Source organism: Endozoicomonas sp. ALD068, assembly GCF_049310145.1.
Lineage (GTDB): Bacteria > Pseudomonadota > Gammaproteobacteria > Pseudomonadales > Endozoicomonadaceae > Endozoicomonas_A.
Genome location: NZ_JBLYNU010000004.1, coordinates 3,837,239 through 3,850,441 on the forward strand (window position 1 = coordinate 3,837,239; position 13,203 = coordinate 3,850,441).

The window sequence follows — 13,203 nt, forward strand, 5'->3', positions numbered from 1 at the left end:
CGGATCAAAGCCCCGTTTTCCAAGTTGGTTACGATTAGATCAATCTTTTGAACTTTCACACTAAAACCGACTCTAAGCTGCACAATCAATTTTGAATATCCTTGCCTGCCGAGGATAAATAATTGCAGCGGAAAAACAAACTATGTATCGCATAAATAGCAATGCCTGTATGGGTGGTTCATCTTTATCAACAACAGATGAATCTCGACCAGGAACGCCAAGTGGTATCTCTGCGGGCAGAGACGTCATTGAATGTGACAAGAATGAGTTTTCATTATTGCTCCATTTGCCCCCGGGAATAGAATCCAGAATTTTTACCTATTTGCGGGCTCATGATATTACCCAGTTAACACGGGTAAATTTACACATTAACAACGAGCTCAAAAATGATGCTGCAATAGCAAGGGCATGGTATCGCCAGTTTGCCTCATCGCACCAGGCTCTGCTAAAGACAATCGTTACTACAAAAGATAAAGATGAACTCCAGAAATGGTTAAAGCGTTTCACAGAGGATGAGGCATTAATCAAGTCAATCATGGATCGCCAGGCAAGTATTCACTTTCCTGCTTTGTTCTTTTCCACTCTCACCAAACTGATGTCTGAATGTAAAACATTCAAATTAGAGACAAAAGCCAGCCTCCCCTGTAATGGTGGGACCGATTCCTCTACCCTCAGTGCCGATGGCTGCTACCTGGTGAACACCATGTATAAAACGGTGGAAATCTATGGCCGGGAGAGCGATGGATCCTGGGAAGCAAAAGGTACTATTAGCCACTGTGGCCAAGTCATGTCAGTCACCTTCAGTACCGATAGTCGTTATGTGCTGACTGCCACCGATGAGGGCGAGGCGAAAATCTATGGCAGGAAGGACGAACGATCATGGGAAGAAAAAGCCACTATTTCCCATGATGATTGGGTCACATCAGCTACCTTCAGTACCGATGGCCGCTGTGTGGTGACCGCCAGCGCAGATGGCAGGGCGAAAATTTATGGTCAGAGGGATGATGAGACATGGGCAGAAAAAGCCATCATTCGCCACGATTATTTAGTCACTACGGCCACCTTCAGCGCTGATGGTCGCTATGTGGTGACCGCCAGCATGGACAACAAAGCGAAAATCTATGGCATCAAGAATGATGGTTCGTGGGAAGAAAAGGCCATTATTACCCACGAAGACTCTGTTGAATCAGCCATCTTCAGTGCCGATGGTCGCTATGTGGTGACGACCAGTGAAGATCACAAGGTAAAAATCTATGGTCTGGAGGCCGATGGATCATGGGAAGAAAAAGCTATCATTACCCACAATGGAGAGGTCAACTCAGCCACATTCAGCTCCGATAGCCGCTATTTGGTGACCGCCGGAGATGATGGCAGGGCAGTAATCTATGGCCTGAATAAAGACGGATCATGGACAGAAAAAACCACCATTTCTCATGATGGTTGGGTCTACTCAGCCCTCTTCAGCCCCGATAGCCGCCAGGTGGTGACCTGCAGTGAAGATTCCACGGCGAAAATCTATGACTTGAAGGACGATGGATCATGGGAAGAAAAAGCCATCCTTCCCCATGAGGATAAGGTCTACTCAGCCACATTCAGCCCCGATAGCCGCTATGTGGTCACCCACGATGAAGATTACACGGCGAAAATCTATGGCCAGAAGCTCAATGGATCCTGGGAAGAAAAAACCACCATTTCCCATGATGGGAGTATTATGTCAACAACTTTTAGCGTCGATGGCCGCCACGTGATCACCGCCAGTGGAGATGGCACGGCGAGAATTTATGGCCAGACAAGCGATGGGGCATGGCAAGAAAAAGCCATCATTTCCCATAATGCCGGGATCCTGTCAGCCACCTTCAGCGCCGATAATCTGGTGTTGACCATCCATCCCGATGGAATGATGAAAATCACTGAACTGCAGATGAATAATCAACAGCTGTCACTCATTATCCCAGATCCACATTATTCTTCTGCAACTCCTGCCCAGCAGGATAGACCCCTGCTTCAAGTTGGATGTTGCCTCTTTTGATTCATGACGCTCAATAACTGAGAGCATTTAGCAAGAGGCTGTTATGGCTCACTATTCCAAAGAAATGAAAGAGCCCGTTATCCAGAAACGGGAAGATCAGCGTCAATAGGCAGACCGGACAATGCCTGCCAGCCAACTAACCGAAATTGAACAAATATCGTGAACTTTCACACTGAAACCCACTCTAAGCTGCAGAATCAATTTTAAATATCCTTGCCAACCAGGGATAAATAACAACCATGGAAAACGAACTATGGATTGCTCAAATAGCAGCTCCTGCAATATTACCCCACGCTCAACACCACCACGTCAGTCACCATCTGATACACCAAGTGCTACCACTATGGGCAAGAACGTCATTGTACGTCACAAGAATGAGTTTTCATTATTGCTCGATTTGCCAGAGAATATACAATCCAAAATTTTCACTTATTTGCAGGTTCGTGATATTGCCCTGTTAACACGGGCTAATTCAAACATTAACAACAGGCTCAAAAATGATGATGCCATGGCAAGGGCATGGTATCGCCAGTTTGCTTCATCACACCAGGCTCTGCTGGAGACAATTGTCGCGACAAAAGATAAACAGGAACTCCAGAAATGGTTGCTGCGTTTTACAAAGGATGGGGCTTTAGTCAAGTCAATCATGGATCGCCAAACGAGTGTTTATTTTCCTGCTCTGTTCTTTTTCACTCTCAACAAACTGATGTCTGAATGTAAAACATTTAAATTAGAGACAAAAGCCAGCCTTCCCTGTCATGGCAGGACAAACTCCGCTACCTTCAGTGCCGATGGCCGTCATCTGCTGAGCGTCAGGAATGATAAAAAAACGGTGGATATTTATGGCCACAAGAACGATGGATCATGGGAAACAAAAGGCACTATCTCCCATTATATGAGTGTCGTATCGATCACCTTCAGTGCCAATAGCCACTATGCAGTCACCACTGGAATGGATGGCAAGGCGAAAATTTATGGCAAGAAGGACGAACGATCATGGGAAGAAAAAGCCACTGTTTCCCATGATCAGTGGGTCATATCAGCCACCTTCAGCACCGATAGCCGCCATGTGGCGACCTGTAGTAATGACGGCAGGGCGAAAATCTACGGCAGAAAGGACGAACGATCTTGGGAAGAGAAGGTCACTATTTGCCATGATAAATTCGTCAACTCAGCCACCTTCAGCGTCGATGGTCGCTATGTAGTGACCACCAGTGGAGATCACAGGGCGAAAATCTATGGCCAGAGGGACGATGGGTCATGGGTAGAAAAAGCCACTATTTTCCATGACAACCGAGTCTGCTCAGCCACCTTCAGCCCCGATGGTCGTTATCTGGTGACCACCAGTTTTGATGGCAAAGTGAAAATTTGCGATCAGGAGGACGATGGGTCATGGCTGGAAAAAACCATTATTTCCTATGACGACTTTGTTGACTCAGCCCCCTTCAGCTCCACCTTCAGCTCCGATAGTCGCCATCTGGTGACCATCGCAGGTAGCAAGGCAAGTATTTATAGCCTGGAGGCCGATGGATCATGGGAAGAAAAAGTCACTATTTCCCACGATAAGTGGATCAACTCAGCCACCTTCAGCTCCGATAGCCGCCATATGGTAATCGCCAGTGATGATGGCAGAGCGATAATCTATGGCCAGAACCAAGAAGGATCATGGGAAGAAAAAGTCACCATTTCCCATAACCTGAGTGTCTGCTCAGCGACATTCAGCGCCGATGGCCGCCATGTGGTGACCGTCAGTTTAGATCGCAAAGCGAAAATTTATGGCCAGAAGGACGATGGATCATGGGAAGAAAAAGCCATCATTTCCCATGACGGTTTTGTCGACTCAGCCATATTCAGCCCCGATAGCCGCCATGTGATCACCCTCGGTCAGGATAACACGGTGAAAATCTATGGTCGGAAGATCGATGGATGCTGGGGAGAAAAAGCGACCATATCCCACCTTAGGAAAGTTAATTCAGCAACCTTTAGCATCGATGGCCACCATGTGATCACCGCCAGTGCCGATGGAACCGCGAGAATTTATGGTCGGCAGAGTGATGGTTCCTGGGAACAAAAAGCCATCATTTCCCATCATAGTGCGATCGTGTCAGCCAGCTTCAGCACCGGTGGCCATGTGTTGACCATTCATGGCGATAACACGCTGAAAATCACTGAACTGCAGATGAATAAATGACTGATTGCTGTCAACCCTGTGGTGAGAAGTTGTCGTATAATGCCAACAACTCGTTCCCACGCGAAGCGAGGCTGCCGCAAAACTCTGGTTCCTATGCTTTCAGGCCCTGTGGGTCCCTGCGTGGGAACTGAAGTCGTCATTCCCGCGAAGGCGGGAATCCAGCGCCAACGGTGGATCTCTGCCTTCTCGGGGATGACAAGGCCAGGGGGACACCGGGCAGTATGGTTCTGGTGGAGAGTCAGTGTGGATTCCCGCCTTCGCGGGAATGACGAGAATGAAGCCGGGAATGACGAGAATGAAGCCGACAATGACGGGAGTCAACGCGTTCCCACGCCGGAGAGAGTTTTGCGACACCCTCAGAGCGTGGGAACGAGTTGTTAAAGGCAGAACCCCCCTTTCTAATTGTTGATCATTTTCCCGAATCGAAGTCTTGTTTTCTTGTTAGTCAGGCTTACATCAATGCCTTGAACTTTCATACTAAATCCGACTCTAAGTAGCACAATCGATTTTAAATACCCCCACAAACCAAATTTAAATAATAACCATGGAGAAACGAGCCATGAATTTCATAAAAAGCCTTTCCTGTTTTTGTGGTTCACTTTCATCAACAGCGAACCCATCCCGATCAGAAAGAGCAAGTGGTACCGCTAAGGGTAGGAAGATCATCGTACGTAACAAGAAAAAGCCTTCACCATTGCTCAGTTTGCCCGAGGAAATGCAATCCGAAATTTTTACTTATTTGAAGGCCCACGATATTGCCAAATTGGCACAGGTAAATTCATACATTAACGACACTCTCAAAAATGATACTGCAATAGCAAGGGCGTGGTTTCGCCGGTTTCCTTCATCACACCAGACGCTATTAAAGACAATCGTCACTGAAAAAAATAAAAATCAACTCGAGGGTTGGTTGACGTGCTTTACCAAGGATAAGGCATTAATCAAGTCAGTCATGGATCGCCAACCGAGTATTTATTTTCCTGCTCTGTTCTTGTGCACTCTCACTAAACTGATGTCTCAATGTAAAAAATTTAACCTGGAAACCAAAGCCACCTTCTCTGGTAGCGATGCCGCCTTCAGCCCCGATGACCACCATATGATGATCGCCATTGACAATGAAACGTTGAAAATCTATCGCCAGGAGGACAATGGATCATGGACAGAAAAAGCCACTGTTTCCCATGATGACGGGGTCAAATCCGCCACCTTCAGCCCCGATGGTCGCTATGCAATAACCGCCAGTAAAGATGGCGCGGCGAAAATTTATGGCCAGCAGGCCGATGGATCATGGGTAGAAAAAGCCACTATTTCCCATGACGACTGTGTCAACTCAGCCACCTTCAGCGCCGATGGCCGCTGTGTCGTGACTGCCAGTAAAGATGGCAAGGCGAAAATTTACAGCAAACAGGACGATGGTTCATGGGTAGAAAAAGCCACTATTTCCCATGACGGCTGTGTCGACTCAGCCACCTTCAGCGCCGATAACCGCCATGTGGTGACCGCCAGCGTAGATGGCAAGGCAAAAATCTATGGCAAGCAGGACGATGGGTCATGGGTAGAAAAAGCCATCATTTCCCATGATAATCGTCTCAAGTCAGCCGACTTCAGCACCGATGGCCACTATGTGCTGACAGTCAGCACTGATCAGGAGCTGAAAATCCATCGCCTGAAGGCCGATGGATCATGGGAACAAATAACGATTATTCATATGAATAATGTCAATTCAGCCCTATTCAGCGACGATAACCGCCACTTGGTGATCTCCAGTGACGATGGTACGGCGACAATCTACGGCAAGAAGGACAATGGATCATGGAGAGTAAGAACCATCATTTCCCATGGTGATAGTGTCAGCTCAGCCACTTTCAGCCCCGATAGCCGCCATCTTGTAACCTGCAGTCGCGATGGCGAAGCGAAAATCTATAGCCAGAAGGCCATCAATGGATCATGGAAAAGAGAAGCCATCATTGCCAATATCGATAAGGCCTTCCCAGTTATATTCAGCCCCGATAGCCGCCATCTAATCATCTGCAGTAGAAATAATGACAGGATGAGAATCTATGGCCAGAAGGTCAATGGATCCTGGGAAGAAAAAGCCATCATTTCCCATAATCAGTATGTTAATTCATTCGGCTTTAGTGACGATGGCCGCCATGTGCTTACCTCCGGTTCTTATGGCAAGGCGAAAATTTATGGCCAGTTAAGCGACGGATCATGGAAAGAAAAAGCCACCATTTCTGATCAAAGTGGGATCGTATCAGCCACCATCAACGCCGATGGCCATGTGCTGACCATCCATGGCAACAATACTGTGCAAATCACTCAACTAAAGATGAAAGACAAAAACCCATTTTCTACTGATTGATCATTTCCCCGGATCAAAGCCCCGTTTTCCTGGTTGGTTACGATTAGATCAATCTTTTGAACTTTCACACTAAAACCGACTCTAAGCTGCACAATCAATTTTGAATATCCTTGCCTGCCGGGGATAAATAATAGCAGCGGAAAAACAAACTATGGATTGCATAAATAGCGATGCCCTTACTGGTGGTCCACTTTCATCAACAACAGATGAATCTCGACCAGGAACGCCAAGTGGTATCTCTGCGGGCAGAGACGTCATTGAATGTGACAAGAATGAGTTTTCATTATTGCTCCATTTGCCCCCGGGAATAGAATCCAGAATTTTTACCTATTTGCGGGCTCATGATATTACCCAGTTAACACGGGTAAATTTACACATTAACAACAGGCTCAAAAATGATGCTGCAATGGCAAGGGCGTGGTATCGCCAGTTTGCTTCATCGCACCAGGCTCTGCTAAAGACAATCGTTACTACAAAAGATAAAGATGAACTCCAGAAATGGTTAAAGCGTTTCACAGAAGATGAGGCATTAATCAAGTCAATCATGGATCGCCAGGCAAGTATTCACTTTCCTGCTTTGTTCTTTTCCACGCTCACCAAACTGATGTCTGAATGTAAAACATTTAAATTAGAGACAAAAGCCAGCCTCCCCTGTAATGGTGGGATCGATTCCTCTACCTTCAGTGCCGATGGCTGCTACCTGGCGAACAACAGGAATTATAAAACGGTGGAAATCTATGGCCGGGAGAGCAATGGATCCTGGGAGGCAAAAGGCACCATCTGCCACTATGATCGTGTCACATCGGTCACCTTCAGTGTTGACGACCGCTTTGTGGTGACCGCCAGCTTCGATGGCAAGGCGAAAATCTACGGCAGGAAGGATGAACAATCATGGGAAGAAAAAGCCACTATTTCCCATGATGAGTGCGTCACATCAGCCACCTTCAGCGCTGATAGTCGCAATGTAGTGACCGCCGGCGTGGACAACAAAGTGAAAATCTATGGCATCAAGAATGATGGTTCGTGGGAAGAAAAGGCCATTATTACCCACGAAGACTCTGTTGAATCAGCCAGCTTCAGTGCCGATGGTCGCTATGTGGTGACGACCAGTGACGATCGCAAGGTAAAAATCTACGGCCTGGAGGCCGATGGATCGTGGGAAGAAAAAGCTGTCATTACCCACAACAAAGAAGTCAACTCAGCCACATTCAGCTCCGATAGCCGCTATTTGGTGACCGCTGGTGATGATGGCAGGGCAGTAATCTATGGCCTGAATAAAGACGGATCATGGACAGAAAAAACCACCATTTCTCATGATGGTTGGGTCTACTCAGCCCTGTTCAGCCCCGATAACCGCCAGGTGGTGACCTGCAGTGAAGATTTCACGGCGAAAATCTATGACTTGAAGGACGATGGATCATGGGAAGAAAAAGCCATCCTTCCCCATGAGAATACAGTCTACTCAGCCACATTCAGCCCCGATAGCCGCTATGTGGTCGCCCACGATGAAGATTACACGGTGAAAATCTATGGCCAGAAGCTCAATGGATCCTGGGAAGAAAAAACCACCATTTCCCATGATGGGAATATTATGTCAACAACTTTTAGCATCGATGGCCGCCACTTGATCACCGCCAGTGCAGATGGCACGGCGAGAATTTATGGACAGACAAGCGATGGGTCATGGCAAGAAAAAGCCATCATTTCCCATAATGCCGGGATCCTGTCAGCCGCCTTCAGCGCCGATAATCTGGTGTTGACGATCCATCCCGATGGAATGGTGAAAATCACTGAACTAAAGATGAATGAATGAGTCTTTGCTGTCACTCATTAACCGAGATCTGCATTATTCTTCTGCAACACCTGCCCGACAGGATAGCCCCCTGCTTCAAGATAGATGTTGCCTCCTTTGATTCATGACTCTCAATAACTGAGAGCATTTAGCAAGAGGCTGTTATGGCTCACTATTCCAAAGAAATGAAAGAGCCCGTTATCCAGAAACGGGAAGATCAGCGTCAATATGCAGACCGGACAATGCCTGCCAGCCAACTAACCGAAATTGAACAAATATCGTGAACTTTCACACTGAAACCCACTCTAAGCTGCAGAATCAATTTTAAATATCCTTGCCAACCAGGGATAAATAACAACCATGGAAAACGAACTATGGATTGCTCAAATAGCAGCTCCTGCAATATTACCCCACGCTCAACACCACCACGTCAGTCACCATCTGATACACCAAGTGGTACCACTATGGGCAAGAACGTCATTGTACGTCACAAGAATGAGTTTTCATTATTGCTCGATTTACCCGAGAATCTACAATCCAAAATTTTCACTTATTTGCAGGTTCGTGATATTGCCCTGTTAACACGGGCAAATTCAAACATTAACAACAGGCTCAAAAATGATGATGCCATGGCAAGGGCATGGTATCGCCAGTTTGCTTCATCACACCAAACTCTGCTGGAGACAATTGTCGCAACAAAAGATAAAGAGGAACTCCAGAAATGGTTGCTGCGTTTTACAAAGGATGAGGCATTAGTCAAGTCAATCACGGATCGCCAACCAAGTGTTTATTTTCCTGCTCTGTTCTTTTTCACTCTCAACAAACTGATGTCTCAATGTAAAACATTTAAATTAGAGACAAAAGCCAGCCTCCCCTGTGATGGTAGGTCCAACTCCGCTGCCTTCAGTGCCGATGGCCGCCACCTGCTGAGCTTCAGGAATGATAAAACGATGGATATATATGGCCACAACAGCGATGGATCATGGGAAGCAAAAGGCTCTATCTCCCATTATGACCGTATCAGATTGGTCACCTTCAGTGACGATAGCTGCTATGTAGTTACCGCTGGAGTGGATGGCAAGGCGAAAATTTATGGCATTAAGGACGAACAATCATGGGAAGAAAAAGCCACTGTTTCCCATGATCAGTGGGTCATATCAGCTACCTTCAGCACCGATAGCCTCCATGTGGCGACCTGTAGTAAAGACGGCAAGGCGAAAATCTATGGCAAGAAAGACGATGGATCATGGGAAGAAAAAGCCATTATTTCCCATGATAAATGGGTCAGCTCAGTCACCTTCAGCGTCGACGGTCGCTATCTGGCGACCACCAGTGGAGATTACAGGGCGAAAATCTATGGCCAGAGGGACGATGGGTCATGGGCAGAAAAAGCCATCATTCCCCACGATTTTATAGTCCATTCGGCCACCTTCAGCGCCGATGGTTACTCTCTGGTGACCACCACCCTGAAAGGCAAAGCGATAATTTGCGGCAAGAATAACGATGGATCGTGGGTAGAAAAAGCCATTATTTCCCACGACAAGTTTGTGCACTCAGTCACCTTCAGCATCGATAGCCGCTGTCTGGTGACGACCGGTTACGATAGCAAGGTGAAAATCCATGGTCTGGAGGACGATGGATCATGGGAAGAAAAAGCCATCATTTCCCATGATAAAGAGGTCAAATCAGTTACCTTCAGCTCCGATAGCCGCAATTTGGTGACCGCCAGTGATGATGGCAGAGCGATAATCTATGGCCAGAACGAAGAAAGATCATGGGAAGAAAAAGTCACCATTTTCCATTACCTGGGTGTATGCTCAGCCACATTCAGCGCCGATAACCGCCATGTGGTGACCGCCAGTTTAGATGGCAAAGCGAAAATCTATGGCAAGAAAGACGATGGATCATGGGAAGAAAAAGCCATCATTTCCCATAACGAAAGTGTCGACTCAGCCACATTCAGCCCCGATAGCCGCCATGTGATCACCCTCAGTAATGATAACACCGTGAAAATCTATGGCAGGAAGATCGATGGGTGCTGGGGAGAAAAAGCTATCATATCCCACCTTATGAAAATTAAATCAGCAACCTTTAGCATCGATGGCCACCATGTGATCACCGCCAGTACCGATGGAACGGCGAAAATTTATGGTCGGCAGAGTGATGGATCCTGGGAAGAAAAAGCCATCATTTCCCATCATAGTGCGATCGTGTCAGCCAGATTTAGCACTGATGGCTACCTATTGACCACTCATGGCGATAAAACAGTGAAAATCACTGAACTGCAGATGAATGACTGATTGTTTGCTGTCAACCCTGTGGTGAGAAGTTGTCGCATAATGCCTACAACTCGTTCCTACGCGAAGCGTGGGTGTCGCAAAACTCTGGCATGAAAGTTCATAACATTGATGTCAGTGAAACTAACAGTTCAACAGGACTTTGATTCGGGACAATGTTTCGTCCCCTTGCTCCCACCAAAACCATTTGCCGATTAAACGTTAATTGAAGCCGGAAGAGTTTGAGAAGTATCAGTCATTCATCCATCCTTAGTTCAGTGATTTTCGCCGACTGATCTTCATGGATGGTTAACACATAGCCATCGACGCTGAAGGTGGCTGACACGATCCCTCTAGGATAGGAAATGGTGGCTTTTTTTTTCCATGACCCATCGCTTACCTGACCGTAAACAATAGCAAGATGAAAATCTAACGGCGCCAATAAACTAAAAAATGTATTTCTAAACTGGTGATAAATAGATTCCGACGCATTATCGTTATTGGCAGTGACCAAATGGCTGCCATCGGCGCTGAAGGATGCTGATCTAATATACATACCATTGGAAACGGTGGTTTTTTCTTCCCAGGACCCATTAAACTTGCGGCCATAGATTTTCACCTTCCTGTCTTCACCGTGGGTCATCACATGACGGCTGTCGGCGCTAAAGGTTGCTGATATGATTGGCATACGATGGGAAATGGTAGCTCTCTCTTCCCATGATCCATTATCGTTCAGGCCGTAGATTTTCGCCTTATTATCTGCACTGCGGGTGATCACACAGCGGTTATCGGGGCTGAAGGTGGTTGAGTAGACCCGATCATCATGAGAAATGGTGGCTTTTTCGTTCCATGATCCGTCTTCCTGACCATAGATTATCGCCCTGCCATCTTGACCGGAGGTTACCATATGACGGCTATCGGCGCTGAATGTGGCAGAGTAGAAACGATCCTCATTGGAAAAGATGGTTTTTTCTTCCCATGTCCCATCGTCCTCCAGGCCACAGATTTTCATCCTGTTACCTTCACAGCAGGTGATTATATGTCGGGTATCGGCGCTGAATTTGGCTGACCAGACTGAATTGTCATGGGAAATGATGGCTTTTACTATCCATGACCCATCGTTCATTTTGCCATAGATTTTCGCTGTGTGATCCAGACTGGTGGTCACCACATAGCGACTATCGTCGCTGAAGGTGGCTGATGTTAAAAAATCGTGGCTAATGATGGCTTTTTCTGCCCATGACTCATCGTCTTCCAGGCCATAGACTTTCGCCTTGCCATCGTGACTGGCGGTCACTAAATAGCGATCTTTGGCGCTGAAGGTGGCTGACATGACAGGTTTATCATGAGAAATGATGGCTTTTTCTTCCCATGATCGTTCGTCCTTCTTGCCATAGATTCTCGCCTTGCAATCTTCACTGGTGGTCACTACATAGTGGCCATCGTTACTGAGCATGAATGATGTGACACGACCATCATGGGTGATAGTACCTTTTGCTTGCCATGAACCATCGGTCTCCCGACCAAAGATTATCACCGTTTTACTATCACTGACGCTCACCAGATAGTGGCCATCGGCACTTAATGTAGCAGAGTTCATCCTGCCGTTATTGAGGAGGGAGGCTTTTGTCTCAAATATAAATGTTTTGCATTCAATCATCAGTTTAGTGAGAGTGAAAGAGAACAGAGCAGGAAAGTCAATACTCCCGTGACGATCCATGACTGACTTGACTAATGCCTTATCCATTGTAAACCGGCTCAACCAATTCCAGAATTGATCCTTATCTTTTTCAGTGACGATTGTTTTTATCAGAGCCTGGCGTGATGAAGCAAACCGGCGATACCATGCCCTTGCCATTGAATTATCATTTTTGAGCGTCTTGTTCATGTATGAATTTGCCCGTATTAAATTGGCAATATCACGGGTCTGCAAATGACTATAAATTTTGGATTGTATTTCAAAGGGCAAATTGAGCAATAATGAAAGCTTATTCTTGTCACGTACAATGACGTCCCTACCCATAGTGTTAGCAATGGGTGTCTCTGATTGAATCTCTGATTGAGAGTGATCGGGGGTTGGTGAGAGTGGCCCACCAAGGCAAGAATGGTTACTTATGCGGTCCATAGTTCGTTTCTTAAAAGTTGTTATTTCCGCTGGTTGCAGTGATATCCAAAATTGATTCTGCAGATTAGAGTCGTTTGTAACATGAAAGTTCATAACATTGATGTCAGTGAAACTAACAGGAAAACAGGACTTTGATTCGGGAAAATGATCAATAAGTAGAAGTCAGTTTTCTGATAAGTACCGCTCAGAGAACTTACCATCATTGCAGATTGCTTAACTCAACTTAAGTTATGCGCCTTGCCAACTGGCCGTGATTACAGGATCGATTTGATTTCGAGTATCCTGTGACAGCTGAGCGTTACCCGCAGGTGGGGCACTGAAACCAGCCATTGCAGTTACAAGGCTGTCAACCTTGTTTGCAAGAAGCACTGCATCATTGGTACGAATCTCATCCTACGCAAAGCGTGGGTGTCGCAAAACTCTGG

Annotated in this window: 7 protein-coding genes; 5 read left to right on the plus strand and 2 right to left on the minus strand. The window is 46.5% G+C overall.

Features of this window, described 5'->3' with window-relative positions:
• Positions 1 to 142 precede the first annotated feature (142 nt).
• Together ACO6V5_RS13685 and ACO6V5_RS13690 are read left to right on the plus strand one after the other, a co-directional pair.
• The gene (locus ACO6V5_RS13685) at positions 143 to 2,029 is read left to right on the plus strand and encodes a WD40 repeat domain-containing protein (protein WP_422442218.1); all 1,887 of its coding nucleotides are present in this window, start codon (positions 143 to 145) and stop codon (positions 2,027 to 2,029) included.
• A gap of 253 nt (positions 2,030 to 2,282) precedes the next feature.
• Positions 2,283 to 4,220 carry a WD40 repeat domain-containing protein gene (locus ACO6V5_RS13690; RefSeq protein ID WP_422442217.1) on the plus strand — a complete coding sequence of 646 codons (1,938 nt, stop codon included), beginning with the start codon at positions 2,283 to 2,285 and terminating at the stop codon, positions 4,218 to 4,220.
• A gap of 99 nt (positions 4,221 to 4,319) precedes the next feature.
• Here ACO6V5_RS13690 and ACO6V5_RS13695 read toward each other — a convergent pair whose 3' ends face one another.
• The gene (locus ACO6V5_RS13695) at positions 4,320 to 4,541 is read right to left on the minus strand and encodes a hypothetical protein (RefSeq protein ID WP_422442215.1); all 222 of its coding nucleotides are present in this window, start codon (positions 4,539 to 4,541) and stop codon (positions 4,320 to 4,322) included.
• Between the two features lie 238 nt (positions 4,542 to 4,779).
• On the opposite strand from ACO6V5_RS13695, the gene ACO6V5_RS13700 reads away from it, so the two are divergent.
• From ACO6V5_RS13700 to ACO6V5_RS13710, 3 genes are all read left to right on the plus strand, one after another.
• Entirely contained in the window at positions 4,780 to 6,585 is a 1,806-nt protein-coding gene (locus ACO6V5_RS13700) for an F-box/WD repeat-containing protein (RefSeq protein ID WP_422442214.1), read from the plus strand.
• A gap of 151 nt (positions 6,586 to 6,736) precedes the next feature.
• Positions 6,737 to 8,398, plus strand: coding sequence for a WD40 repeat domain-containing protein (locus tag ACO6V5_RS13705; protein WP_422413446.1), 1,662 nt, complete (start codon positions 6,737 to 6,739; stop codon positions 8,396 to 8,398).
• 353 nt (positions 8,399 to 8,751) lie between these two features.
• Positions 8,752 to 10,677, plus strand: coding sequence for a WD40 repeat domain-containing protein (locus ACO6V5_RS13710; RefSeq protein WP_422413444.1), 1,926 nt, complete (start codon positions 8,752 to 8,754; stop codon positions 10,675 to 10,677).
• 232 nt (positions 10,678 to 10,909) lie between these two features.
• Here the strand turns inward: ACO6V5_RS13710 and ACO6V5_RS13715 are convergent, their stop codons facing one another.
• Positions 10,910 to 12,778 (minus strand): WD40 repeat domain-containing protein, encoded by a 1,869-nt coding sequence (locus ACO6V5_RS13715; protein ID WP_422413442.1) that lies wholly within the window; start codon positions 12,776 to 12,778, stop codon positions 10,910 to 10,912.
• Between the last annotated feature and the right edge of the window lie 425 nt (positions 12,779 to 13,203).